This is a genomic window from Gordonia shandongensis DSM 45094, assembly GCF_000423025.1.
GTDB classification, from domain to species: domain Bacteria; phylum Actinomycetota; class Actinomycetes; order Mycobacteriales; family Mycobacteriaceae; genus Gordonia; species Gordonia shandongensis.
The window spans coordinates 119092-144045 of sequence record NZ_AUHE01000003.1 but is presented as its reverse complement, the minus strand read 5'-3'; the positions used below and the strand labels follow the sequence as shown (position 1 = coordinate 144045).

Genomic DNA, 24954 nt, shown 5'->3' with positions numbered 1-24954 from the left:
AGTTGTACCACCCACCGTACCCATACGTCTACCCCCTAGGGGTATCGAATTTCGATGGGAGAACGGTCGCGGCGACGCGCCGCGGTCAGCCTTCGTTGAGGACGTCCGCCAGACGAGCGAGGGCGTCGGAGACATCGCGCAACGCCTCGGAGACCTCGCCCTCCGACGACGCCTCGGGCAACGACCGCACCTGGGCGGCGGCCTCCTCCACCACCGACGCGATCGATCCGACGTCGCCGGCCGCATCCGGAAGACGCCGATGCGAGGTCGGAACGCCCATCCGCACCGGATCGTCGGTCGACGAGATCACCCGGATCATCGGCGTGGTCATCACCGTGTTCGACGGCGAGCGGACCTCCATCATCGGCTCATCAACGACAGAGACCCTCGACACCGCGTCACCTTCGGCCGGGCCGGGCTCGAATCCGCCGGGGCCCGACTCCTCGGTCGGCGGTGTCGGGGGCAGCGGCGGCGGGACAAGTGGTGTCGGGGCAAGCGGCGGCGGCGGGGGCAGCGGCGGCGGCGCGCCGTCGAGCAGGGCTCCGAAGGACAGCCCGGCCTGCTCCGCGGGCAACGAGAGCGTCGGCATCCCGTCGAAGAGATCGTCCAGCGACGGCGTGGAGAACGCTCCCGGCGCGCCGCCGGTCGCCTCGGCGAATTCGGTCCCCGGATCACCGAGACGCGCGCCGCTCGACCGCGGCGGTACCGGCGCCGGAGCAGAAGGAGACGACAGGGAAGAAGGGGCAGGCGGCGGGGCGGGCGGCGGCGGGGCAGGCGGGGCCGGGGACCGGGGAGGCGTCGAGGGCTGCCGACGCTGGAACTGCTGTGTCCCTGCCTGCGGTGTCCCTGCCAGGTGTGTCCCTGACTGCGGTTTCCCTGACTGCGGTTTCCCTAACTGCGGTGTCCCTGCCAGGTCTGTCGCTGAAGGGTGGACTTCCGACCGAGGCGGGCGAGGTCGAGCTGCGGGAGCAGCCGGAAATCGTCCCGAGGGCGCCGGGACACGGCCCGACCCCGGCGCCGCGGACGGTCCGGGGGCAGGCGGGCGGGGCACAAAAGCGGCGTCCGCGCGGCCGGTCGGACGCGGCGACGCCGCCGGCTCCGGGTACCGGTGCGGCCCACCGTGGCCGGCGAAGAACAGACACGGCGCATCGTCGTCGAGCGCACGCAGGGGACACGCGGACTGCACGACGAGATTCTGCCCGCCACGGCCGTAGTCGTCCCAGAGGAGCCAGCGTCGACGCCCACGGTGCGGCTGCGCCCCGTCGGATGCGTGCGACCCGGAGTGTCCTGCGGGCAGCCGACAGTCGACGAGCCAATCGTGCCGAGATGTCAACAGCAGCGCGTCGCGCTCCTGAGCAGTCGCAACGACGGACGACCAGCAGCGATCACCGCGCATGCTCGGCCCCTTCCTGTCGCGAGTCGTGCCGACCGACTCCTGCGAGTGTACGGAGCAGCGATCTGCCGTGGCTACAGGTGCATCGAATTCGGGACGCCTCGGTCACATCGGCTGCGGTTCGACGATCCCGAACCCCTCACCGTCGAACTGGAAACGACACGTCGCCCACGACGTCGCCGTCGCCGGGAAGTCGGTGCGGTGGTGACACCCCCGCGACTCGCGCCGCCACCCGGCCGCCGCCACCACGGCACGCGCGGCGAGCGTGAGGTTCGCGTCCTCGATGCCGTCGCGGTCGCCCTGGCTCCGGGCGGGAGCCGACACGAGCAGCGCCTCCACGCCGGCGAGCCCCTCCGCGGTGCGGTCGAGGGCGACCGACGTCGACATCGCGTCCTGCAGCGCACGGCGATCCCGCGCCGGGAGCGCCGGCAGCAGCGGCACGTCCGCGTCCGGAACACGCCCGCCGACGAGGGCCGCGGCACTGCGCGCCGCGACGCGGCCGCCCACCAGCCCTTCGAGCAGACTGTTCGACGCGAGCCGGTTGGCACCGTGCAGTCCGGTCCGCGCCACCTCGCCGGCCGCCAGCAGCCCCGGGACCCCGGTGCGGGCGTCGGCATCGACCACCACGCCGCCGCACAGATAGTGGGCGCCCGGCACCACCGGCAGCCGCCCGTCGACGATCTCGAGCCCCGACGCGCGCACCCCGGCGGTGACCGTCGGAAAGCGATCGGTGAACGCGGGCACCGCGGCGACGTCGAGCCACACGTGGGGGCGACCGGTGCGGTGCATCGCGGCGGTCACCGCCCGCGCCACCACGTCGCGGGGCGCGAGGTCGCCGAGGGGGTGGACGCCGTCGGTGACACTGCGACCGTCGGCGTCGACGAGGACGCCGCCCTCGCCGCGCACGGCCTCGCTGACGAGGGTCCGCCGACCGCGCGCGCCGGGCACGTACAGCATCGTCGGGTGGAACTGGATGAACTCCAGGTCCGCGACGTGCGCGCCGGCACGCAGGGCGAGGGCGACTCCGTCGCCGGTGGACCCGCGGGGGTTCGTGGTCGCCGAGTACAGGTGGCCCATGCCGCCGGCCGCGAGCAGCGTGACCGGTGCGCGCACGACGCCCCGCCCGTCGGGTCCGAGGTACTCGACGCCCGCCGCGCGACCACCGGAGAGCAGGATCTGGGTCACGCACGCCTCGCCGACCACGCGGATCGGCGCCGCGGCGACGGCCGCCTCCAGGGAGGCCTGGACGCGAGCGCCGGTCGCGTCGCCGCCGGCGTGGATGATCCGTCGGACGGTGTGGCCGCCCTCGCGGGTGCGCAGGAGTCGGCCGTCGGCGTCGGTGTCGAACCGGGCGCCGTGCTCGATCAGCCGGCCGACGGCCGTCCATCCGCCGGCCAGGATCGGCTCGGCCGCCGTCGCATCGGTGAGACCGGCGCCCGCGGCGAGGGTGTCGGACAGGTGCAGTCCCACCGAGTCGTCGGGATCGTCCGGGTCGACGACCGCGATTCCGCCCTGGGCGTAGTGGGTCGACGCGGCGTGCTCGGTCTCGTTCCCGGCTCCGACGCGTCCCTTCGTCAGCACGGTGACCGACAGTCCGCGGGCGGCGGCCGACAGCGCAGCGGTCAATCCGGCGACGCCCGCGCCGATCACGACCACATCGACCCTGGTTTCCTGGTTCATCGCGACTCCCGGCGGACGGCGTGCCGGGTCGGTGACCCGCACGGTTATCGACTACTGGTCGAAAACTATCGGTTGAGCGTACGCCCCCGCCGCCGCGCGCGACGAGGTGGCCGCACCCCGCCGGTCCACTACAATCCCGAATGGTGACGACTGAACAGGACAACGTGCACGCAGTGGACCGTGATCGGCTCCCCGGCGTCTCGGCGGTCACCGAGGTCACACGCTTCACGACCACCGCCGGACACGCCGCCGTCGGAGTCGGCCGATTCGTGGCCGGATCCGCCACCGGCCTCCTTCGCGGCCGCCGCCCCGGCGCCCCCGCCGTGGCGCACGAGGTGCGCCGCACCTTCGAACGACTCGGCCCCACCTACGTGAAGCTCGGACAGCTCATCGCCTCCAGCCCCGGCGTCTTCGGCACCACCATGTCGGACGAATTCGAGTCCCTGCTCGACCAGGTGCGACCCGCCGACCCCGCCGCCATCCGCCGGGTGTTCGTCGAGGAGCTGGGCGCCGAACCGGAAGACGTCTTCGCCACCTTCGACGTCGAACCCATCGCGTCGGCGTCGATCGCGCAGGTGCACACCGCCACCCTCGCCTCCGGCGAAGAGGTCGTCGTCAAGATCCAGCGGCCGGGTATCGCCGAGCGACTCTCCCCCGACGTCGCCATCCTCGAACGGCTGGCGGGCCTGCTCGAGTTCTCCGACTACGGCCGGATGCTCAGCGCCCGCAACGTGGTCGAGGACTTCGCCGACGGCCTCGACTCCGAGCTCGACTTCCGCAACGAGGCCGCCACCATGCGCGAGTGGTTCGAGTGTCTGCAACCCGGCCCGTTCGGCGACCGAGTCAGGGTTCCGGCGGTCTACGACGAGTTCACCACCGCCCGCGTGATGACGATGGAACGCATCTACGCCACCCGCATCGACGACGTCCGCGCCGTGCGGGCCGCCGGCCACGACGGTGAGGCCCTCTGCCGCAACCTGCTGCTGTCGCTGCTCGACTCGGCCTTCCACGGCGGACTGTTCCACGGCGACCTGCATGCCGGAAACGTCCTGGTGGACGAGGAGGGCACCCTCGTCCTGCTGGATTTCGGGATCGTCGGCCGGTTCGACGCCCGCACCCGCCGGATCCTGCGTCAGCTCGTGGTCGACCTGATCGTCAAACAGGACTACGACTCCGCGGGCCGCGCGATCTTCCTCCTCGGCGCCGTGCACAAGCCCGGCTCCACCGCCAAGGGCGGCGCCGACCTCGAACGCGTCACCGCCCCGCTCTCCACGACGTCGATGGCGTCGATGTCGTACACCGACCTCGGCCGCCAGTTGGCCGCCGTCGCCAAGGCGCACGACGCGCGGCTGCCGCGGGAGTTGGTGCTCGTGGGCAAACAGCTGTTGTATGTAGAGAAGTACATGAAGCTGCTGGCCCCGCGGTGGAAGGCCATCTCCGACCGCGAGATCTACGGCTACATGGCGGGGATCATGAAGGAAGCCGAACGCGACCGGCGTGCCGCCCGCGGCTGACCGGAACACCGCCGATGCCACCGCGACCGACACCCGATGAGGAGACGACCGGATATGAAACGTGCCGCACTGGCACTGCTGGCCTTCGTCGGCATCGCGTGCATCGTCGCAGCCGTCGCCATCCCGACCTACCTGGTCCCGAAACTGCGCGTGGTGCCCCTCGACCTCGACATCACGTCGGTCGCCACCACCGTGCCCGGCGACGGCCAGGCCGGTGACCGCTTCCCGGCCACCATCTTCGACCGCTGCTCCATCACCAAGAAGAAGGCGGCGACGATGGCCGCCCACCTCACGCAGCAGCGACGGTCGGTGATCGTCGAGCCCTCGGACGCCGAACAGGCCACCCTCCAGTCGGCGCAGACCGTCGAGATCGACCGGGTCCGCGGCGCCGACGGCGCCGAGCACGATCTGACGATGGCGGCCGACAACGACGAGCGCGGGTGCGACGACGCCCTGCTGACCGCCACCATCGACCGGGTGTCGGTGAACCGCAAGACGTCGGTGCCCGACGGCGACGTCAGCTCCCTGCAGCTCGCATCCGTGCCCGACGGCGGGAGCGTCGACGACGTCTCGGTGCGCCTCGACGACCGCCACGGCTTCCAGTACAAGTTCGGCTTCGACGTCCAGAAGCAGGACTACCTGTACTACGACACCAACACCCGCAGCGATGCGACGGCCAAGTTCGTCGAGGAGAAGGAGATCGACGGCGTCCAGACGTACCACTTCGTGGCCGACGTCCCCGAGACCGACCTCTCCGAGCTGCCCGACGCCGACGACGAGGCCGCCCTCGGCACCATCCTCGACATGCCCGCCCGGTGGTGGGGCATCAAGGGCAAGGGCGTCAAGTCCAAGGACGTCATCACGATGCACCGCTACGCCAAGGCGACGCGGCACGTGTACGTGGAACCGCAGACCGGCACCATCGTCTACGGGATGGAAGACCAGCACCAGTACTTCAAGTCGCCCGACCCCACCGCGCCCCGCGCAGTCCGCGACTTCCAGATGGACGTGCTCAAGGGCCGGTTCCAGTGGAACGACGAGACGGTCGCCCAACAGGCGTCACGCACCAAGGACTATCTGGACCAGCTCCGCTTCGGCGGGCTCTACGCGCCGATCGGCCTCGGAGTGCTCGGCGGACTGCTCCTGCTCGCCTGGCTCGCCTTCGTGATCCTGGGACGGCGCCGCCGGACGGCCGGCGGCCCCGACGACGGCGGCCCCGACGACACCGGGCCCGACGGCCCGGTCGACCCCGCTGACGGCGGCAGCGCTCCCGACTCCGGCAGCGCCGATCCCGACACCACCGACCACCGGGGCTGGAGCAACGCCGATCAGGCCGCGACGACGGTCTTCGCACGACCGACGCAGAGTGCACCCGCGTCGCCCATCCCGTCCGTGGAGAGCCCCGCCGACGTGACCGACACCGCGGCCTACGGGATCCCCGTGCAGCCCGACACCGGCGGGCACCCCGACCGGCAGGACGGGAACACCCAGTACGGGGACACCGAGTACGGGGACACCCAGTACGGAGACACTGAGTACGGGGCCGACCCGTACAGCGACCAGCGGTACGGGGCCGACCAGTACGGCGACCAGCGGTACAGGGCCGACCAGTACAGCGACACCCAGTACAGGGGCGACCCGTACGGGGTCAATCAGCACCGCGCCGAACCGTATCGGATCGATCCGAACCCGGCCGACTCGTACTGGACCGCACCCGCGTCTCCCGAACAGCCCGCGACCGGTCAGCCCGACGACGGCTTCACCCCGATCGTCGAGGACCCCGCACCGGACGACCCGGAACCCGGCGATCGGGCCCAGCAGAGCAACCCGTACCCGTTCGCCGATCCCACGCGGCCCATGCCCGACCTGAGCCGGTACCGCCGCCACGGTCGCGACTGACCACGGGCACCGGTCAGAGGTCGCGCGCCACCGCCAGCCCGGCGGCGCGTCCGGAGAAGATGCAGCCGCCGAGGAACGTGCCCTCCAGTGCGTTGTACCCGTGGACGCCGCCGCCGCCGAAGCCGGCGACCTCGCCCGCCGCGTACAGGCCGTCGAAGGGCGTGCCGTCGGGACGCATCACCTGCGAGTCGAGATTCGTCTCCAGCCCGCCCAACGTCTTCCGGGTGAGGATGTTCAGGCGCACCGCGATGAGCGGACCGTGCGCCGGATCGAGCAGCCGATGCGGTTTGGCCACCCGGACCACCTTGTCGCCGAGATAGTGCCGCGCGTTCGACACGGCCATCATCTGCGCGTCCTTGCTGTACGCGTTGTCCACCTGCGCGTCCCGCGCCGAGATCGTCAACTCCAGCTCCTGCAGATCGATGTGGCCGCCGCGGCCGATCTCGTTCATCCCCGCCACCAGATCGGCGAGATTGTCGCGGACCACGAAGTCCTCACCGTGTTTGGTGAACGCCTCCACCGGGCCCGGCATCCCCTTCGCCAGACGACTCCTCGCCGCCACCTTGAGCGACTTCTCGGTGATGTCGGGGTTCTGCTCGGAGCCCGACAGGGCGAACTCCTTCTCGATGATCGAGCGGGTCAGCACGAACCACGAGTAGTCGTATCCGGTGTCGAGAATCGCCTTCATCGTCGAGTTGGTGTCGAACCCGGGGAAGTTGGGCGCGGGGAGCCGGTTGCCCTCCGCGTCGAGCCACAGCGACGACGGCCCCGGGATGATCCGGATCGCGTGATCCGACCACACTGGGTTCCAGTTCTTGATGCCCTCGGTGTAATGCCACATGCGGTCGCGGTTGACGATGTTGGCGCCGGCCCGTTCGCTGATGCCGAGCATCCGGCCGTCCACATAGTCGGGGACGCCCGCGATCATCGTCTTCGGTGCGGGGCCGAGCCGCTGCGTCGGCCAGTTGGCCCGAACCATCTCGTGGTTGTGGCCGATGCCGCCGGAGGTCACGATCACCGCACCCGCCCGCAGCTCGAAGTCACCGACCTCGGTCCGCGAGGTGGGTGTTCCGCGCGCGGCGTCCGTCGGCTCCAACAGCGTGCCGCGCACGCCGACGGCCGCACCGTCCTCGACGATCAGGTCGTCGACGCGCCGCCGGAACGCGAAGGTCACCAGGCCTCGCTTCTCCGCCTCGAGCACCGGCTCGGCGAAGACGCGCATCACCTCCGGCCCCGTGCCCCACGTGAGGTGGAAGCGCGGGACCGAGTTGCCGTGTCCGTCGGCGAATCCGCCGCCGCGCTCGGCCCAGCCGACGACGGGGGTGAACCGCAGCCCCAGATCGTGCAGATAGGAGCGTTTGATCGTCGACGCGAACTCCACGTAGGCGCGCGCCCACTGCCGGGGCCAGTAGTCCTCGTCGTCGCGATCGAAACCCGCCGACCCCATCCAGTCCTGCAGCGCCAGCTCGGGCGAGTCCCTGATGCCCAGGCGCCGCTGTTCGGGGCTGTCGACCAGGAAGAGTCCGCCGAGCGACCAGAACGCCTGACCGCCCAGGTTCTCCCGATTCTCCTGATCGACGACGATCACCGTCCGGCCCGCCCGCGTCAGTTCGTACGTCGCCACCAGACCCGCCAGTCCGGCGCCGACGACGATCGCGTCGGCCGCCTCCGTTCGTCCGCTCACGAGACCACCTGCTTCCCGGGCACGTCGACCCTGAGATCTCCTGTGGTCCACCGCACAGACCACCTCTGCAGGAGACCCTACCCGCAGGAGAATCGCGTTCCGCGCCGCGACGGGAACACCGCCCCCACAAGCGGTTTCCGCGTCACCCGCGCCCACCGCCGACAGTTACCGAATCGTGATCCGGGCGTCGGTCTCTCGTGGCGAAACAGTCGCGACCAGCGGCGGATCACATGCCGAGGCTTTGCAGCGACATCACGTTTCCGCTACGCTCACGACGCGTGCGGGGGCAACTTCGGGCTACGGCTCGGACGTCGCTGCGGGAATCGACGAAGTCCTGCCGCGTCGACAATCCGGTCGCGTCAGCGACTCCGATACACACCGAAGGATTTCTATGCTCAAGAGCGTTGGTAAACGCCTGACGATCACGGTCGCCGCCCTGACGACCCTCGTCGGCACCGCTGCCGCCGTGGCCCCGCAGGCCCAGGCCGCGGGCACCACCGAATACGTCTACTCGAACGCCATGCACCGGAATGTTCCGGTCCGCATCATCGACGGCGGCGGCGGCAAGGCCAAGCCGACCCTGTACCTCCTCGACGGCCTGCGCGCCCCGCGGAACAACAGCGGCTGGCTCATCGAGACCGACGTCGATCGCTACATGGCGGGCAAGGGCACCAACGTCGCCATTCCGTTCGGCGGCGGCGGCAGCTTCTACACCGACTGGGAGCGGCGCGACCCGAAGCTCGGCCTCAACAAGTGGGAGACGTTCCTGACCAAGGAGCTCCCCGCCTACATGAAGCGCAAGCACAACAGCGACAACCGCCGCAACGGCGTCGCCGGCCTGTCGATGTCCGGCACGGCCGCGCTGAACCTGGCGTCGCGTCATTCGAACTTCTACAAGGCCGTCGCCTCCTACAGCGGCTACCCCACCGTCACGATGCCGGGCTTCACCCAGGGCATCATGGCCTCCGTGGCCGAGATGGGCGGCAACCCGATGAACATGTGGGGCGTCTACCCCGCCGGTGAGTGGTTCGCCAACGACCCGTTCCTGTCGGCGGGCAACCTCGCCGGAAAGCGCGTCTACGTCTCGTCCGGCACCGGTGTCGGCAGCAAGTACGACGCCAGCCTGACCCCGGGGAACCCGGCGTTCAACCCGACGAAGTTCGCGCAGATGGTTCCGCTGGAGGTCGCGGCGTCGACCAGCTCGCAGCTGTACATCGCCCGCCTGCAGACCGTTCCGGGCGTCCGTCTGACCACCCACATCACCCCGGACGGGGCGCACTGGTGGGACTACTGGCAGGCCCGCTTCAAGGAGTCGTGGCGCACCACGTTCCGCCCGGCGTTCTTCTGATCGCCTGACGCGCATCGACGGCCGGCATCCTCACCGAGGATGCCGGCCGTCGGCGTCTGCGCCGCGCGACTCCGGAGCGAGAGCGGCTGTCGGCGGGCATCGGTAAGCTGGGAGCGTGCCGACGCCTCAGAACATCCTGACCCGAAAGACCTCGTCCGCCGTCTTCCTCGTCCACACCATCGACGACGGCGGCGAGAGCACCGTGCGGGACGCCCTCGCCGACCTGGCGGGCCTCGTCAGCGCGGTCGGGTCCCGCGCCCCCGAGTCGGCGCTCACCGCCGTGGCCGGGATCGGCTCGGACGCCTGGGACCGGCTCTACTCGGGGCCGCGGCCGGCGGGCCTGCGCCCGTTCACCGAACTCCACGGTGCGGTCCACACCGCGCCCGCGACGGCGGGCGACCTGCTGATCCACATCAAGGCCGATCGCATGGATCTGTGCTTCGAGGTGGGGCAGAAGTGGGCCGAATCGGTGCGTGACGCCGTCACCACCGTCGACGAGGTCCACGGCTTCCGGTATTTCGACCTCCGCGACATGATCGGCTTCGTCGACGGGACCGAGAACCCCACCGGGCAGGACGCCGTCGATGCGATCACCGTCGGCGACGAGGACCCCGACTTCGCCGGCGGCAGCTACGTCGTGATCCAGCGGTATGTGACCGACTTCGAGTCGTGGAACAGCCTGTCGGTGGAGAATCAGGAGCGTGCGATCGGCCGGACCAAGCTCGACAACATCGAGATGGACGACGACGTGAAGCCGACCAATTCGCACATCGCACTCAACGTCGTCACCGATGAGGACGGCGAGGAGATCGACGTCGTCCGCGACAACATGCCGTACGGCGACGTCTCGGGAGGCGGCGAGCGCGGCACGTTCTACATCGCGTACTCGCGCGGTCCGGACGTCAGCGAGGAGATGCTCCGTCGGATGTTCATCGGCGAACCCGAGGGCAACCACGATCGGCTCCTCGACTTCACGACCGCCGTCACCGGATCGCAGTTCTACGTGCCGACCGGCGACTTCCTCGCCGATCCGCCGCCGGCACCGTTCCCCGACGCCGCGAACCCCGATGATCACGAACCCGTGCCCGAGCGCCCCGCCGACGGATCCCCCACGGACGGATCGCCCACGGACGGTTCGCCCACGGACGGTTCGCTCGGCATCGGCTCGCTCCGCTGACCCCAGACCCCGAATCGAGTGAGGACAACCATGAACAATCTGCACCGCGAACTCGCCCCGATCTCCACCGCCGCCTGGGCGGAGATCGAGGAGGAGGCGTCGCGCTCGTTCAAACGGAACATCGCCGGTCGTCGCCTCGTCGACATGTCGGGTCCCCTCGGCCTCGACGTCGACTCCGCCGTCCGCGGCCACCGCGCGAAGATCGACTCCCCCACCGACGGGATCCACGCCTTCCTGCGCAGCACGCAGCCGATGGTGGAGCTCAAGGTTCCGTTCACGCTGTCCCGCGAAGCCATCGACAGCGTCGACCGCGGGGCGTCCGACGCCGACTGGGATCCGGTGGTGTGCGCCGCCCGCTCCCTGGCGCAGGCCGAGGACCGCGCCATCTTCGAGGGCTACCCGGCCGCGTCGATCACGGGCATCCGCAATGAGGACGGGGTCAGCGCGCTCGCGCTGCCCGACGACGTCCGCGACTATCCGGAGGCGCTCAGCCAGGCGATCAGCAAGCTCCGGCTCACCTCCGTCGACGGCCCGTACTCGCTGGCCCTGTCGGCCGAGCAGTACACGCTCGTCAACGAGACCTCCGACCACGGCAACCCCATCCGCGAGCACCTGCAGCGGATCCTCGTGGACGGTGAGATCGTCTGGGCGCCGGCCATCGAGGGCGGCTTCCTGCTCAGCACTCGCGGCGGCGACTTCGAGCTCATCATCGGCCAGGACGTGTCCATCGGGTACGACTCGCACGACGGTGACACCGTGAACCTGTACTTCTTCGAGACGTTCACCTACATGACGTACTCGCCGGAGGCCGCCGTCACCCTCGGCTGAGCGATCTCCGCGGCGGGAGCGGCCGGTTCTCCGTCGCCGGATGGGCGCGGGACACGTACTGTGTGACTCGTGCTCATCCGCCTGCTGCGTACCTACGTGCTGCGCTACCGCGCCGCCATCGGGGCGGTCATCGCGCTCCAGCTCGTGTCGACGGTCGCGATGCTCTATCTGCCGACGCTGAACGCCGACATCATCGACCGCGGTGTCGCCGTCGGCGACACCGGCTACATCCTGTCGACCGGCGCCTGGATGCTGGCGGTGTCGTTCGCCCAGATCCTGTGCTCGATCGGCGCCACCTACTTCGGCGCGCGTGCCTCCCTCGGCGGCGGCCGCGACATCCGGCACGACCTCGTGGACCGGGTGAGCGGATTCTCCACCCGCGAGGTCGGCCAGTTCGGCGCCCCGTCGCTCATCACCCGCACCACCAACGACGTCCAGCAGGTCCAGCTCCTCGCCGTGATGGCGATGGCGATCCTGGTGACGGCCCCCATCATGGGGATCGGCGGGATCGTGATGGGCGTGCGCATCGCGTCGGCGATCTCATGGATTCTCGTGGTCGCCGTGCCGGTGCTCGGCATCGTGATGGGCCTCATCATCGCCCGGATGATCCCGAGCTTCCGCGCCATGCAGACGCGGATCGACGACGTGAACCGGGTGATGCGCGAGCAGATCACCGGTATCCGCGTGGTGCGCGCCTTCGTCCGCGAACGCCACGAGGTGACGCGGTTCGGTGTGGCCAACGATCGGCTCGCCGACGCGTCCCTCCGTGTCGGCCGGATGATGGCGCTGATGTTCCCGCTGGTCATGCTGATCACCAACCTGACGCTGGTGGCCGTCCTGTGGTTCGGCGGCCACGCCGTCGACGACGGCACCGTCGAGATCGGCGCGCTGACCGCGATGATCACCTACGTCATGCAGATCATGATGTCGGTCATGATGGCCTCGTTCCTGACGATGATGGCACCGCGGGCCACGGTGTGCGCGGAACGGATCTGCGAGGTCCTCGACACCGAGGCGTCGGTCACCGCGCCGACGCATCCGGTCGCCGTCACCGGCGACCCCGCGGTCGTCGAGCTCACCGATGTGGAGTTCCGATATCCGGGCGCAGCCGAACCCGTGCTGCACGACATCTCCTTCCGCACGGCCCCCGGCACCACGACCGCGATCGTCGGGTCCACCGGATCGGGGAAGAGCACCCTGATCAACCTGCTGCCCCGCATGCTCGACGTGACCGGCGGCGCCGTCACCGTCGGCGGCACCGATCTGCGCGATGCGGACCCCGACGTTCTGCGGCGGCACTTCGGTCTCGTGCCCCAGCGGCCGTATCTGTTCTCGGGCACCATCGCGAGCAATCTGCGCACCGGTCGACCCGACGCCACCGACGACGAGATGTGGGAGGCGCTCACCATCGCTCAGGCCGCCGACTTCGTCCGCGCGATGCCCGACGGTCTGGACACCGCGGTCTCGCAGGGCGGAACGACCGTCTCGGGCGGCCAGCGTCAGCGGCTCGCGATCGCCCGCGCCCTCATCCGGCGGCCGTCGGTGTACCTGTTCGACGACTCGTTCTCGGCCCTCGACCTGACCACCGATCGGCGGCTGCGCGAGGCCCTGATCCCGGCGACGCGGGACGCCGCCACGGTCATCGTCGCCCAGCGGATCTCCACGATCACGGGGGCCGACCAGATCATCGTCCTCGACCGCGGCACCGTCGTCGGTCTCGGCACGCACGCCGAACTGCTCGAGAGCTGCCCGACCTACGCGGAGATCGCGGAGTCGCAGATGGCGATCGGAGCGGGCGCATGAGCCGCCCGGGCGGCCCCGGCGCACCGGGCCTGGAGCGGCCGAAGTCGTTCGCGCCGTCGCTGAAACGCCTGATCCGGCGCCTCGACGATCACCGTGCGCTGATGCTGGTGATCCTGGGGTCGATCGTCGGGTCGGTCACGCTGACGGCTTTCGCGCCGCGCGTTCTCGGCTCGGCCACCGACGAGCTGTTCGCCGGCGTCATCGGCTCGCGACTGCCGGCGGGCCAGTCCAAGGAGCAGGTGGTCGAGGCGTTGCGCGGCCGCGGCGACTCCACGTTCGCCGACATGGTGTCGTCGATGGACGTGACGCCCGGCCAGAGCGTCGACTTCGCCGCCGTCGGCCGGATCCTGGCGCTGGTGTTGGCGCTGTACCTCGCCTCCGCCGTCCTCGGCTGGCTGGCGGCCTACCTGCTGAACAAGGTGGTCGTCGCCACGGTGACCCGGCTGCGCGCCGAGGTGGAGGCGAAGATCCACCGGCTGCCGCTGTCGTTCTACGACGCCTCGGCCCGCGGCGATCTGCTCAGCCGCGTCACCAATGATCTCGACAACCTGTCGCAGTCGCTGCAGCAGACCATCAGCCAGCTGTTGAACTCGCTGCTCATGGTGGTGGCGATCCTCATCATGATGGTGACGATCTCGCCGCTGCTGTCGCTGATCGCCGTCGCGACGATCCCGGTCGCGGCGGTCGCGACGGCGCTGATCGCGAAACGGTCGAAGCCGCATTTCATCGAGCAGTGGACGTCGACGGGCGCCCTCAACGCGCAGATCGAGGAGACGTTCACCGGTCACGAGCTGGTGACGGCGTTCGGCCGCCGCGACGAGGTCCAGAAGACGTTCGACGAGCGCAACGAGAAGCTGTACGGCGCCTCGTGGCGCGCGCAGTTCATCTCCGGCATGGTCATGCCGACGATCATGTTCCTGGGGAACCTCAACTATGTCGCCGTCGCGGTGGTCGGCGGACTGCGTGTCGCCTCCGGTCAGTTGAGCCTCGGTGAGATCCAGGCGTTCATTCAGTACTCGCGCCAGTTCACGCAGCCGCTCACGCAGATCGGCTCGATGTTCAACCTGATGCAGAGCGGTGTGGCGTCGGCCGAGCGGATCTTCGACGTCCTCGACGAGGACGAGGAGCGGCCCGATCCGGTCGATCCGGCGTCTCCGGCCTCCGACACCGGCCACATCGTCTTCGACGACGTCTCGTTCCGCTATCAGCCCGACCGCCCGCTGATCGAGAATCTGTCGCTCGAGGCCCGGCCGGGCGACATGATCGCCATCGTCGGTCCCACCGGCGCGGGCAAGACGACGCTGGTGAACCTCATTCTGCGCTTCTACGAACTCGACGGGGGCAGCATCTACGTCGACGGGGTCGATGCCGCCGCGATGAGCCGTGACGATCTGCGCGAGCGGACCGGAATGGTGCTGCAGGACTCGTGGCTGTTCGGCGGCACCATCTACGAGAACATCGCGTACGGCGATCCGACGGCGTCGCACGAGGCCGTGATGGAAGCCGCCTGGGCCAGTCACGTCGACCACTTCGTGCGGACCCTGCCCGACGGCTACGACACCGTGATCGACGATGAGGGCAGCGGCGTCAGTGCCGGCGAGCGGCAGCTGATCACGATCGCACGGGCGTTCCTCGCCAAGCCGACCATCCTGATCCTCGACGAGGCGACCAGTTCCGTGGACACCCGCACCGAGCTGTTGATCGGCAAGGCGATGGCGAATCTGCGGGCCGACCGCACCAGCTTCGTCATCGCGCACCGGCTCTCGACCATCCGCGACGCCGACCTCATCGTCGTGATGGAGGACGGCCGCATCGTCGAGCAGGGCGATCACGCGGCGCTCCTGGAACGCCGCGGCGCCTACCACCGTCTCTACAACGCACAGTTCAGCGCGCCGGTCGACGACGTCGACGCCCCCGTGTGACCGCGAGACCGTCGCGGATGTCGCGGTCAGCCGTCCCGCAGGGCGCGGGCCGCTCCCGTCGCAAGGGTGTCGGCGATCTCGTTGTACTTGTCGCCGGCGTGCCCCTTGACCCAGCGCCATTCGACGCGGTGGAGCTTCTCGGCCTCGATGAGCTCCTGCCACAGGTCGGCGTTCTTGACCGGCTGCCTGCTCGACGTCTTCCACCCGTTGCGCTGCCACCCGGCGACCCAGCCGGTGATGCCGTTGCGGACGTAACTCGAGTCGGTGTAGAGGATCACCGTCGACGGCCGGGTGAGGGCGCGCAGCGCCTCGATCGCCGCCATCAGCTCCATGCGGTTGTTCGTGGTGTCCGGTTCCGCGCCGGAGATCTCCCGTTCCACGTCGCCGTATCGCAGCACCGCGCCCCACCCGCCGGGCCCGGGGTTGCCCAGACACGCGCCGTCGGTCGAGATCTCCACTACCTTCGAGGTGGTTCCGGCGTCGCTCATGACGCACAACGCTACCGGGTGAGGAGATCCCCATGGCTGCCGACCGCATCGTGATGATTCGCGCGGTCAACGTCGGCGGAGCGAAGCTGCCGATGGCACGGCTGCGCGCCATCGCCGACGAGTTGGGGGCCACCGACGTCTCCACGTACATCGCGTCGGGCAATCTGCTGTGCACGCCGCCCGGCGACCCGGACCGGTTCGACCGCTCGCTCGAGCGCGCCATCGCCGACGAGTTCGGCTTCTTCCGGGAGGCCGTGAGCCGCACACCGGCCGAGCTGCGTGACGCGCTGGCCGCGTACCCGTTCGGCGAGGCCCCGCACGGTCACATCTGTTTTCTGACCGGCGAACCGGATCCGGACGCCGCCGAGGAGTTCTGCGCCACCGACTTCGGTGGCGGCGAGCGGCTGCGGGTCATCGGTCGCGACCTGCACATCGACTACCCGGACGGGGCCGCTCCCACCCGGGTGACCCCGGCACGCATCAGCCGGGGACTCGGCGTCACCGGAACGTCCCGCAACCTCCGCACGGTGGCGACCCTCATCGACCGGGCGGGAGGCGAGTGATGAGCGAGAACTCCGACCCCGACGGCCCGCCGGGCCGCGTCGACGCCCGCTTCACCCTGGCCGCCGAACGGACGATGCTCGCGTGGCTGCGCACGGCGCTGGGCCTGATCGCCGCGGGTGTGGCGGTCCTGCATGTGATGAACGACTTCGCCGAGGGCGGGATCCGCATCGCGCTCGGTGTGGCGCTGGTGGTCCTCGGCGCGCTGTGCGCGCTCACCGGGGCGTGGCGGTGGCGGCGCGTCACGCAGACGTTGGCGCGCGGCGGCGAGATGCCCGGCACCGGTCCGGTCTGGGCGATCATCATCGCCCTCATCGTCCTGGCGCTCGCGTTCGCGGTGGTGGTGTGACCACCGCGACCGCGAGCGCGCGTCACACTTCGATGGGTGGGAAGAGCTGCTCCATCGTGTACTGGCGGTTGCGTCTGGCGGCCCACGAGCTGATCGCCATGCTGACGGCGGCCACGCCGACCAGGACGGCCACCGCCACCCAGAGGCGTGAGTCGACGCCGCCGCTGATGAGCTGGCGCAGGCCCGTCACCGCATAGCTCATCGGGTCGTAGGGGTGGAACCATTGCGCGGGTGTCGCCGTCGTCTCCACCGGATAGATGCCGCCCGACGCCACGATCTGGATCATCAGGAAGGCCAGGGAGACGACGCGGCCGACGGCGACCCCCAGCACCGCGTTGAACATCTGGATCAAGGCGAGGAACGCCCCGGATATCAACAGCATGAAGGCGATCATCCCGATCGGGTGGGCCGCGTCGAGCCCGACCGCGAAGTGCGCGACGAGGAACATCACGACCACCTGCGCCGCGGCGATCAGGATCGCCGGCCAGTACGAGGCCAGGACTGTCCGCAGACCGCCGAGCCCCGCGAGGACCGGTCGCGACTGGATCGGCTTGAGCAGCATCCAGATGATGATGGTGCCGATGAACAGCGCCAACGGCAGGAAGAACGGGGCGAACCCGGCACCGAAGGTCGGCGCCTGATTGTGCGTCACCGAGTTGAGTTCCACCGGCTGCGACAGGTTCGCCGCCGTCGTCTGCCGCTGATCGTCGCTGCCGAACGACGGGATCTGCTTGACGCCGTCGCCGAGTCCGTCGGCCAACTCGTCGGCACCCGCCTTCAACTGCGGGGTGCCCTCGGCCAACCGGCCCGCGCCGTCGGCGAGCTGATCGGCGCCGTCGGTGAGCGCGACGAGGCCCTCGTGCAGTGACGACGCGCCGGTGCGGAGCTGGTCGGCGCCGGACTGCAGCTGGTCGACCTTGGCGGCCAGGCCGCCGCTCTCGAGCATCGACAGCATTCCCCGCAGGTCGGAGCCCTCGTCGCCGAGTTGCGCCGACAGGGAGCGCGACTGTCGGCCGAGGCGTTCGACGCGGTCGGCGGTCTGCGGGTCGATCCCCTCGGTCCGCAGGAACTGTTGGACCGGCGCCAGGGCGCGGGCGGCCGCGCGCGCATTGGGGTCGGCGCTGCGTTGCAGGGTGGCGACGGTCTGGGTGACGGCCTTCTCGGCCTGCGACTGTCCGGCGCCCGCGGCGCTGATCACGCGCAGCACGTCGGAGAGGTCAGAGGAGAGCCGGGCCGCGTCGTCGGCGAACTCCGACGGTTTGACGCCCGAGGTCTGCACCTGCGACAGGAACTTCGAGAGCGGGACGGTGGCCGACGTGATGCCGTCGGCGAGCTGTTCGGTCCCCGACGCGAGCTCGGCCGAGCCGTCCCGTGCGGTCACCATGTTGCGGGCGAGCTCCTGCGAGCCGTCGGCGAGCTGCTGCGCGCCGTCGTCGGCGGTGCCGAGCCCGTCGGCCAACTGCGCTGAGCCGTCGGCGGCCGTCTTGAGTCCCTCGCCGGCACTGGTGAGGCCCACCAGGACCTTGTCGACGGCCTGCTGTCCGATCTTGTCGTTCAGCGCCTGCGACACCTGCGCGGCGGCGTTCTGTCCGATGATGCCCGCGAGGTAGTTGTTCGCGTCGTTGAACTGGAATTCGATCCGCGCCTTGTGCGGATCGTCGGTCAGCGGCGAGGCGATCGCCGAGCTGAAGTTCTTCGGAATGGTGATGGTGAAGTAGTAGTCGCCGTCGGCGAGTCCCTTCGCGGCGCCGGAGGCGTCGGTGGGCCGCAGGTCGAGTTCGCCCGAGGAGAGCAGTTCGTCGGTCACCTGCCTGCCCGCGTCGAGGGTCTCATCGCCGACCCGGGTCCCCTGGTCTTCGTTGACCAGCGCGACGGGAACCTTGTTGACCTCGTCGAACGGGTTCCAGAACACCCACAGGTACATGGCGCCGTAGAGCAGCGGCATCAGGATGATGGTGACCATCGCGATGCGCGGCATCGCGCCCTTCGAGTAACGCTTCAGCTCGGTGCCGAGCGACATTCCGGCGAGCATCTACTGTTCCCCCTCGATTCGTGCGGTCTCGACGGTCGGCGCCGCCGCGCCGTCACCGTCGAGCATGGACGGCACCTCGATGACGGCCCGCTGCCCCAGTCCGGGGTCGACGGGATTCACGGTGGTGGTGACGACCGTCTGGCGGTTGCCGAGTTCGGCCAGTCGGCGCACGAGGACGCCGTGGTTGGCGTCGCTGGTGACCTGGTCGATGTTGCCGACGACCAGCAGCGGTCGCAGCCGGGTGTTGGCGAGTGCCACGCGCAGGAGCAGATCGTCGAGTTCGGAGATCTCCTCGATGTACGCGTCGAGCGCGGGCAGCGGCAGGTCGCCGAAGACCGGGCGGCAGATGCGTTCGAGATCGTCCCGGCCGGCCTTGCCGATCAGGCGGTACCACGGGGCGTCCCAGCGGAGCTGTTCGGTGAGCAGGTCGACGACCCGCACCGATGCGTACACGTCGTCGAGGGCGGCGATGGCCGCCAGCGAGGCGTTCCGGAAGATCGACTTCGCCGTGGTGCGGCCGAAGACGTCGAGGGTGCCGGAGGCGGGTTTCATGCGTCCGGCGAGGGTCATCTGCAGCGCGGTTCGTCCGGGGCCGGCCTCGGCACGCAGGATGGTGAGCCCACCCGCGGGGATGTCGAGGTCGAGGGGGCCGTACACGGGCCCCCACGGTCCGGTCTTGGTGATTCCGCGCGCGACGACGGCCATGGACGCGGCCGTGTCGGGGAGAGTACTCATGGCCTGGGAGCCTAGTCGGGTTCCGTCGATCTTCCCGGGTTCGGCGGGCACAGAGTGTGCAAACACACGTTATCAGATGGGTGGGTGTCGCGGGTCACAATCGCCGGAGACGTCAGGCGATGACACCGGTCCGCCGCAGCCGTGCGAGCTCGCCGTCGTCGAGATCGAGCACCTCGCGCAGCACCGCGTCGGTGTGCTCGCCGAGCCGCGCCGCGGCGCCCGTCCCCGAGTACCCCGACTCGTACCGCGCCGGCGAACTCGCCGAGATCACGCTCCCGACGCCGGGCTGATCGAGCAGATCGAGAACGGGCTCCCCGGCGGCCGCATCCGCGACTTGCGCGGGCGTCCGGTACGGCCCCCACAGGACGCCCGCACCGGTGAGGTCGGCGTGGACCGTCCGACCGCGGCGCTGCGCGAACCACGGAGCCAACACGGCCTCGATGACCGCGCGATGCCGGTAGCGGTCGGCATCGGTCGCGAAGTCCGCACCGAGGGGTGCGGACAGGGCGGCGAAGACGTCGGCGGTCCCGGTGACGTCCACCAGTGCGGACCACTGCCGCGGGGTCAGCACGACCACCATGACCCGCTCGCCGTCGGCACAGACGAAGTCGGTGCCGAAGGCGCCGTAGAGATCGTTGCCGTGCCGATCTCGGTCGCCCCGCTCGCGTGCTTCGCTGTACCACCCGAGGTCGGCGACCGCCGCGAGCGCCACATCGCGCAACGCGATCTCGACGTGGGCGCCCGCTCCCGTGCGGTCGCGGCGCCGCAGCGCCGCCAGCACCGCCGTGACCACCTGCTGGCCGCACAGGAGGTCCCACGCGGGCAGGACGTGGTTCACCGGCGTCTCCGACGCCGCGGGTCCGGTCATCGCCGCCACACCGACGTCGGAGTTCACCGTGTAGTCGACGGCGGCGCCGCCGTCGGCGCGGCCCTGCACCCGCACCGCGATCACGTCGGGGCGGCGTGCGGCGAGGGCGTCGTACGAGTACCAGGCGCGGCCCACCGCGTTGTCGACAACGATGCCCGCATCCGCGCCCGGCGCCGTGGCGAGGCGGAGCAGCAGGTCGCGGCCCTCGTCGCCGCGCAGGTCGAGGGTCACCGAGCGCTTCTGGCGGTTCAACGAATTCCAATAGAGGCTGGCGCCCGTCCGGGTCGAGAGGGGCCAGCGGTCGACGTCCGCGTTGCCGCCGATCGGGTCGACGCGGATCACGTCCGCGCCCAGGTGCCCCAGCGCCAGGCCGGCGCTGGGGCCTGCGACGAAGCTGGCGAACTCGATGACGCGAACCCCCGCGAGCGGACGGGACGACCGGTCGGCCTGCGGCATGCTTCCTCCGTGGGGTCGAGCAATTAATATATTATACGAGATGTCGATGCCGCCGGGATGCGAGGAGATCCGATGTCACAGGTCAGCCCCGACGACTTCACCGCGATCCGCGACGCCGTCCGCGACTTCGTCCGCACCCGCGTGATGCCCCGCGAGAAGGAGATCGCCGACGCCGACGCCGTCCCCGCCGACCTCATCGCCGCCGCCAAGGACATCGGGCTCTACGGTTTCGCCATCGGCCAGGAATGGGGCGGCCTCGGACTCGACCTCCGCCAGGACGTCCAGCTGGCCGAGGAGTTCGGCTACACGTCGCTGGCCCTGCGATCGCAGTTCGGCACCAACAACGGGATCGCCGGCCAGGTCCTCGTCGGATTCGGCACCGACGAGCAGAAGTCGACGTGGCTCGCGCGGATCGCGTCCGGCGACGTGGTCGCCTCCTTCGCACTCACCGAGCCGGGAGCCGGTTCCAACCCGGCCGGACTGCGCACCCGCGCCGTCCGCGGCGACGACGGCGGCTGGGTCGTCGACGGCGCCAAATGCTTCATCACCAACGCCCCCGCCGCCGACCTGTTCGTCACCTTCGCCCGCACCCGCCCCGCCGACTCCGCCGGCCCCGGCATCGCCGTCTTCCTCATCCCCGCCGACGCACCCGGTGTGCGGGTCGCCGCACCCGACCGCAAGATGGGCCAGGAGGGCTCGGCGACCGCCGACGTCTCCTTCGACGGCGTCCGCCTCCCGGACACCGCGCTGGTCGGCGGCAGCGAGGACGTCGGCTATCGGGCGGCGATGACGTCGCTGGCCCGCGGCCGCGTCCACATCTCGGGGCTCGCGGTCGGCGCCGCCCAACGCGCACTCGACGAGTCGCTGCGCCACGTCGCGGTGACCACCCAGGGCGGTGTCCGGATCGGCGACTTCCAGCTGGTCCAGGCTCACCTCGCCGACATGCAGGCCGGAGTCATGGCCGGCCGCGCGCTCGTGCGGGACGCCGCCGACAAATGGGTCTCCGGCGAGGACCGGCGGATCGCGCCGTCGGTCGCGAAACTCTTCTGCACGGAGATGGTCGGCGACGTCGCCGACCGCGCCGTCCAGCTCCACGGCGGCTCGGGCTACATGCGCGACATGCCGGTGGAACGCATCTACCGCGACGTCCGTCTGCTGCGGCTGTACGAAGGAACCAGCGAGATCCAACGCCTCATCATCGGCGGCGGCCTGGTGAAGCAGGCCGAAAGGGACGCGGCCGGCCCCCAGTCCGCACCGGCCGGATCGCACTGACCGGACCGCCTCACGAAGGAGACCCACCATGACCGGACCGCTTCTCGACGCGAAGACCGCCGTCGTCACCGGCGGCGCGCAGGGGATCGGCTTCGCCATCGCCCAGCGTTTCGTCGGCGAGGGCGCCCGCGTGGTCCTCGGCGACATCGACCCCGACCCCGTGGCCCGCGCCGCCGATCAGCTCGGCGGTCCCCACGTGGCGATGGGCGTACCGGTCGACGTCACCTCCGCCGCCGACGTCGACACCCTGCTGCGCACCGCGATCGACTCGTTCGGATCGCTGGACGTGATGGTCAACAACGCCGGCATCACCCGCGACGCGACCATGCGCAAGATGACCGAGGAACAGTTCGACGAGGTCCTCGACGTCCACCTCAAGGGCACGTGGCTCGGCACGCGTGCGGCGGCGACCATCATGCGGGAGAACGGCGGCGGCACCATCGTCAACATGTCGTCGATCTCCGGAAAGGTCGGCTTCGTCGGTCAGACCAACTATTCGGCGGCCAAGGCCGGCATCGTCGGCCTCTCGAAGGCCGCGGCCAAGGAGGTCGCGCACGCCGGCGTCCGGATCAACTGCATCCAGCCCGGACTCATCCGCACCGCGATGACCGAGGCCATGCCCGAACGGATCTGGGATCAGAAGATGTCGGAGATCCCGATGGGCCGCGCGGGCGAACCGGGCGAGATCGCATCGGTGGCGCTGTTCCTGGCCTCCGAACTGTCGTCGTACATGACGGGCACCGTCATGGAGGTGACCGGCGGACGGTTGATGTGAGTCCCGACGCCGCGTGGCGGCCGCGCACCGTCACCAGCGACGAGCTCGTCGACCCCGCGCCGGTCGCCGCCCTCGCCGCAATGTTCGACGACGATCTGCCGACGCCGCGGCCCGGCGATCCGCTGCCGCCGCTGTGGCACTGGGTGGCCCTGCCGCGCTGGTCGCCGTCGCGGGAGCTCGGCGCCGACGGACATCCGCGACGGGGCTCCTTCCTGCCGCCCGTCGACCTGCCCCGCCGCATGTTCGCCGGCGGCCGCGTCGAATACCCCGGTGTCGTCCGCGTCGGGGACACCGTCCGCCGCGAGTCGGTGGTCGAGTCGGTCACCGAGAAGCGGGGACGCAGCGGCCGGCTCGTCATCGTGGTCGTCGCGACCACCCTGTACGGCGGCGACGGCGCGCCCGCGGTGCGCGAGACGCAGAACCTCGTCTACCGGGAGGCGGCGCCGCCGGGCGCCGCGGCGGACGTCGATCCGGCGCCCGCGCCGGTCGGGGCGCCCCTGCGGGCCGACGGACCCGACCGCTGGGCCCTGCGGACCGACCCCGCCCTGCTGATGCGCTTCTCCGCGGCGACCGCCAACACGCACCGCATCCACTACGACTGGCCGTATGCGACACGGGTGGAGGGTTACCCCGGACTCGTCGTGCACGGGCCGCTCATGACGCTCTCGCTGATCGAGGCGCTGCGGCTCCGCGGCGACGTCGCCCTCGCCTCGGTGACCCACCGCACCGTGGCGCCCCTGTTCTGCGGGGAATCGGCGTCGGTGACGGTCGAGACGCGACCGGCGGGGATCGCCGCCCGCGTCCTCGGCCCCGACGGCGCGCCCCGGACGGTCCTGGACGCGGTGCTCTCCGGGTCTGCGGAGTCCCGGGCGCCGCGAGGTTAGGCGGTCTCGAACGTCGCCGCCATCCCCTGGCCTCCGCCGATGCACATGGTGGCCAGTCCCCGGCCGCCGCCGCGGCGACGCAGTTCGTGCAGCAGCGTCGTCACCATCCGCACACCGGTCGCCCCGATCGGGTGCCCCAGCGAGATCCCCGACCCGCTGACGTTCAGCCGTTCGTGATCCCGCCATCCCCAGCCCTCGAGTACGGCGAGCACCTGACAGGCGAACGCCTCGTTCAGTTCCACCAGGTCCTGGGCGTCGAGCAGTTCGGCGGTGCCGACCCCGGCGCGGTCGGCGAGTCGGGCCACCGCGGGCACGGGACCGAATCCCATGCGCGAGGGCTCGCACCCGGCGGCCGCCCACCCGGTGAGGAATCCGATGGGCTCCACGCCGAGGGCGTCGAGACGGTCCTCGGCGACGATCAGGCAGGCCGCGGCCGCGTCGTTCTGCTGACTGGCGTTCCCGGCGGTGACCGTTCCGCCGGGGACCACCGTGCGCAGGCGTGCGAGCGTCTCGGGCGTCGAGTCGGGTCTGATGCCCTCGTCGCGGACGAACGGGATCGCCTCGCCGCGGCGCTGCGGGACGTCGATCGGGATCACCTCGTCGTCGAAGCGTCCGTCCTCCCATGCGGCGTGCGCGCGCCGGTGACTGCGGGCGGCGTAGGCGTCCGCGGCGGCGCGGGAGATCCCGTGGTCGGCGGCGAGGTTCTCGGCGGTCTCGATCATTCCGGAGATCACGCCGAACCGGCCTTCGGGCTGGGAGCGTTCCCGGCCGCGGTCGAGACGGTCGTACAGGACGGCGTTGCCCGCCCGCGAGCCCCATCGCTGCGCGGTCGTGTAGTACTCGATGCGGCTCATGGACTCCACGCCGCCGGCGAGGACCGCGTCGGCGGCGCCGGTCTGGACCATCATCGCCGCGGTGGCCAGGGCCTGCAGGCCGCCGCCGCACCGGCGGTCGAGCGCCATGCCGGGCACCTCCACGGGCAGACCGGCGTGCAGTGCGAGCCAGCGGCCGACGCACGGCACCTCGGAGTTGGCGTACGACTGGGCGAAGACGACGTCGTCGATGCGCGCGGGGTCGATGCCCGAGCGCTGCACGACGGCGCGGACGGCGGCGGCGCCGAGGTCTTCCACCGGCACGTCGCGGAGCGTGCCGCCGAAGGCTCCTACCGGGGTGCGCAGCGGGGCGACGATCGCGGCGCGGCGCAGAGTCGGGGCAGTCATCGCGGGTTCCTTCCCCTCGTGGGACCACTGATTTTATATAATATGGAAAGCGTCGGCCGCCGAGTT

General features: G+C 70.6%; 20 protein-coding genes. 12 read left to right on the top strand and 8 right to left on the bottom strand.

What is annotated here, in order from left to right; translation table 11 throughout:
* Positions 1-85 precede the first annotated feature (85 nt).
* The gene (locus G528_RS18785; RefSeq protein WP_026918160.1) at positions 86-589 is read right to left on the bottom strand and encodes a hypothetical protein; all 504 of its coding nucleotides are present in this window, start codon (positions 587-589) and stop codon (positions 86-88) included.
* A gap of 909 nt (positions 590-1498) precedes the next feature.
* On the bottom strand, positions 1499-3073 hold the full coding sequence (nadB, locus tag G528_RS0105865; protein WP_026918159.1) for an L-aspartate oxidase: 1575 nt from the start codon (positions 3071-3073) through the stop codon (positions 1499-1501).
* 140 nt (positions 3074-3213) lie between these two features.
* Here nadB and G528_RS0105860 point away from each other — a divergent pair, with 140 nt between their 5' ends.
* Complete coding sequence (locus tag G528_RS0105860) at positions 3214-4587, top strand: ABC1 kinase family protein (protein ID WP_051198355.1); 1374 nt, start codon at positions 3214-3216, stop codon at positions 4585-4587.
* A 54-nt stretch (positions 4588-4641) separates the two neighbouring features.
* Positions 4642-6486: a cell envelope lipid trafficking protein PgfA gene (gene pgfA, locus G528_RS18900; RefSeq protein WP_084638056.1), complete on the top strand. Its 1845-nt coding sequence runs from the start codon at positions 4642-4644 to the stop codon at positions 6484-6486.
* A 13-nt stretch (positions 6487-6499) separates the two neighbouring features.
* On the opposite strand, the gene G528_RS0105850 is transcribed toward pgfA, so the two are convergent.
* Positions 6500-8170 carry an FAD-binding dehydrogenase gene (locus tag G528_RS0105850; protein ID WP_026918157.1) on the bottom strand — a complete coding sequence of 557 codons (1671 nt, stop codon included), beginning with the start codon at positions 8168-8170 and terminating at the stop codon, positions 6500-6502.
* A gap of 391 nt (positions 8171-8561) precedes the next feature.
* On the opposite strand from G528_RS0105850, the gene G528_RS0105845 reads away from it, so the two are divergent.
* The 5 genes from G528_RS0105845 (at position 8562) to G528_RS0105825 (ending at position 15248) form a co-directional block, all read left to right on the top strand.
* Entirely contained in the window at positions 8562-9518 is a 957-nt protein-coding gene (locus tag G528_RS0105845; RefSeq protein WP_026918156.1) for an alpha/beta hydrolase, read from the top strand.
* A gap of 115 nt (positions 9519-9633) precedes the next feature.
* Positions 9634-10695, top strand: a complete 1062-nt coding sequence (locus tag G528_RS0105840; protein WP_026918155.1) for a Dyp-type peroxidase — start codon at positions 9634-9636, stop codon at positions 10693-10695.
* Positions 10696-10725: 30 nt separating this feature from the next.
* Positions 10726-11523, top strand: a complete 798-nt coding sequence (locus tag G528_RS0105835) for a family 1 encapsulin nanocompartment shell protein (RefSeq protein ID WP_026918154.1) — start codon at positions 10726-10728, stop codon at positions 11521-11523.
* A 69-nt stretch (positions 11524-11592) separates the two neighbouring features.
* Entirely contained in the window at positions 11593-13326 is a 1734-nt protein-coding gene (locus tag G528_RS0105830) for an ABC transporter ATP-binding protein (protein ID WP_026918153.1), read from the top strand.
* Positions 13323-15248: an ABC transporter ATP-binding protein gene (locus tag G528_RS0105825; protein WP_026918152.1), complete on the top strand. Its 1926-nt coding sequence runs from the start codon at positions 13323-13325 to the stop codon at positions 15246-15248. Before G528_RS0105830 ends, G528_RS0105825 begins: the two co-directional genes overlap by 4 nt.
* Positions 15249-15274: 26 nt before the next feature.
* Here the strand turns inward: G528_RS0105825 and rnhA are convergent, their stop codons facing one another.
* Positions 15275-15736 (bottom strand): ribonuclease HI, encoded by a 462-nt coding sequence (gene rnhA, locus G528_RS0105820; protein ID WP_026918151.1) that lies wholly within the window; start codon positions 15734-15736, stop codon positions 15275-15277.
* 32 nt (positions 15737-15768) lie between these two features.
* On the opposite strand from rnhA, the gene G528_RS0105815 reads away from it, so the two are divergent.
* Positions 15769-16299, top strand: coding sequence for a DUF1697 domain-containing protein (locus tag G528_RS0105815; RefSeq protein WP_026918150.1), 531 nt, complete (start codon positions 15769-15771; stop codon positions 16297-16299).
* A complete protein-coding gene (locus G528_RS0105810) occupies positions 16299-16646 on the top strand; it encodes a YidH family protein (protein WP_026918149.1) in 348 nt (115 codons plus the stop codon). The genes G528_RS0105815 and G528_RS0105810 overlap by 1 nt, the downstream gene beginning before the upstream one ends.
* 22 nt (positions 16647-16668) lie before the next feature.
* Here the strand turns inward: G528_RS0105810 and G528_RS0105805 are convergent, their stop codons facing one another.
* From G528_RS0105805 to G528_RS0105795, 3 genes are all read right to left on the bottom strand, one after another.
* The gene (locus G528_RS0105805; RefSeq protein WP_026918148.1) at positions 16669-18678 is read right to left on the bottom strand and encodes a YhgE/Pip domain-containing protein; all 2010 of its coding nucleotides are present in this window, start codon (positions 18676-18678) and stop codon (positions 16669-16671) included.
* Entirely contained in the window at positions 18679-19413 is a 735-nt protein-coding gene (locus G528_RS16545) for a P-loop NTPase family protein (RefSeq protein WP_051198354.1), read from the bottom strand.
* Positions 19414-19525: 112 nt separating this feature from the next.
* A complete protein-coding gene (locus G528_RS0105795; protein ID WP_026918147.1) occupies positions 19526-20737 on the bottom strand; it encodes a CoA transferase in 1212 nt (403 codons plus the stop codon).
* A gap of 72 nt (positions 20738-20809) precedes the next feature.
* Between G528_RS0105795 and G528_RS0105790 the strand changes: the two genes are divergently transcribed.
* From G528_RS0105790 to G528_RS0105780, 3 genes are read left to right on the top strand one after another with little or no spacing between them, the layout of a single operon-like run.
* Positions 20810-22009 carry an acyl-CoA dehydrogenase family protein gene (locus G528_RS0105790; protein ID WP_026918146.1) on the top strand — a complete coding sequence of 400 codons (1200 nt, stop codon included), beginning with the start codon at positions 20810-20812 and terminating at the stop codon, positions 22007-22009.
* 28 nt (positions 22010-22037) lie between these two features.
* On the top strand, positions 22038-22784 hold the full coding sequence (fabG, locus tag G528_RS0105785; RefSeq protein ID WP_026918145.1) for a 3-oxoacyl-ACP reductase FabG: 747 nt from the start codon (positions 22038-22040) through the stop codon (positions 22782-22784).
* Entirely contained in the window at positions 22781-23668 is an 888-nt protein-coding gene (locus G528_RS0105780) for an HTD2 family dehydratase (RefSeq protein ID WP_026918144.1), read from the top strand. Before fabG ends, G528_RS0105780 begins: the two co-directional genes overlap by 4 nt.
* Here the strand turns inward: G528_RS0105780 and G528_RS0105775 are convergent.
* On the bottom strand, positions 23665-24888 hold the full coding sequence (locus tag G528_RS0105775; RefSeq protein ID WP_211220601.1) for an acetyl-CoA C-acetyltransferase: 1224 nt from the start codon (positions 24886-24888) through the stop codon (positions 23665-23667). The genes G528_RS0105780 and G528_RS0105775 overlap by 4 nt on opposite strands.
* Between the last annotated feature and the right edge of the window lie 66 nt (positions 24889-24954).

What these genes read in the sequence shown, in the direction of transcription:
- G528_RS18785 (WP_026918160.1), bottom strand. Translation starts at nt 589, where the DNA reads ATGCCGACGCTCTCGTTGCCCGCGGAGCAGGCCGGGCTGTCCTTCGGA.
- nadB (WP_026918159.1), bottom strand. Translation starts at nt 3,073, where the DNA reads ATGAACCAGGAAACCAGGGTCGATGTGGTCGTGATCGGCGCGGGCGTC.
- G528_RS0105860 (WP_051198355.1), top strand. Translation starts at nt 3,214, where the DNA reads ATGGTGACGACTGAACAGGACAACGTGCACGCAGTGGACCGTGATCGG.
- pgfA (WP_084638056.1), top strand. Translation starts at nt 4,642, where the DNA reads ATGAAACGTGCCGCACTGGCACTGCTGGCCTTCGTCGGCATCGCGTGC.
- G528_RS0105845 (WP_026918156.1), top strand. Translation starts at nt 8,562, where the DNA reads ATGCTCAAGAGCGTTGGTAAACGCCTGACGATCACGGTCGCCGCCCTG.
- G528_RS0105835 (WP_026918154.1), top strand. Translation starts at nt 10,726, where the DNA reads ATGAACAATCTGCACCGCGAACTCGCCCCGATCTCCACCGCCGCCTGG.
- G528_RS0105825 (WP_026918152.1), top strand. Translation starts at nt 13,323, where the DNA reads ATGAGCCGCCCGGGCGGCCCCGGCGCACCGGGCCTGGAGCGGCCGAAG.
- rnhA (WP_026918151.1), bottom strand. Translation starts at nt 15,736, where the DNA reads ATGAGCGACGCCGGAACCACCTCGAAGGTAGTGGAGATCTCGACCGAC.
- G528_RS0105815 (WP_026918150.1), top strand. Translation starts at nt 15,769, where the DNA reads ATGGCTGCCGACCGCATCGTGATGATTCGCGCGGTCAACGTCGGCGGA.
- G528_RS0105810 (WP_026918149.1), top strand. Translation starts at nt 16,299, where the DNA reads ATGAGCGAGAACTCCGACCCCGACGGCCCGCCGGGCCGCGTCGACGCC.
- G528_RS0105805 (WP_026918148.1), bottom strand. Translation starts at nt 18,678, where the DNA reads ATGCTCGCCGGAATGTCGCTCGGCACCGAGCTGAAGCGTTACTCGAAG.
- G528_RS16545 (WP_051198354.1), bottom strand. Translation starts at nt 19,413, where the DNA reads ATGAGTACTCTCCCCGACACGGCCGCGTCCATGGCCGTCGTCGCGCGC.
- G528_RS0105795 (WP_026918147.1), bottom strand. Translation starts at nt 20,737, where the DNA reads ATGCCGCAGGCCGACCGGTCGTCCCGTCCGCTCGCGGGGGTTCGCGTC.
- G528_RS0105790 (WP_026918146.1), top strand. Translation starts at nt 20,810, where the DNA reads ATGTCACAGGTCAGCCCCGACGACTTCACCGCGATCCGCGACGCCGTC.
- fabG (WP_026918145.1), top strand. Translation starts at nt 22,038, where the DNA reads ATGACCGGACCGCTTCTCGACGCGAAGACCGCCGTCGTCACCGGCGGC.
- G528_RS0105775 (WP_211220601.1), bottom strand. Translation starts at nt 24,888, where the DNA reads ATGACTGCCCCGACTCTGCGCCGCGCCGCGATCGTCGCCCCGCTGCGC.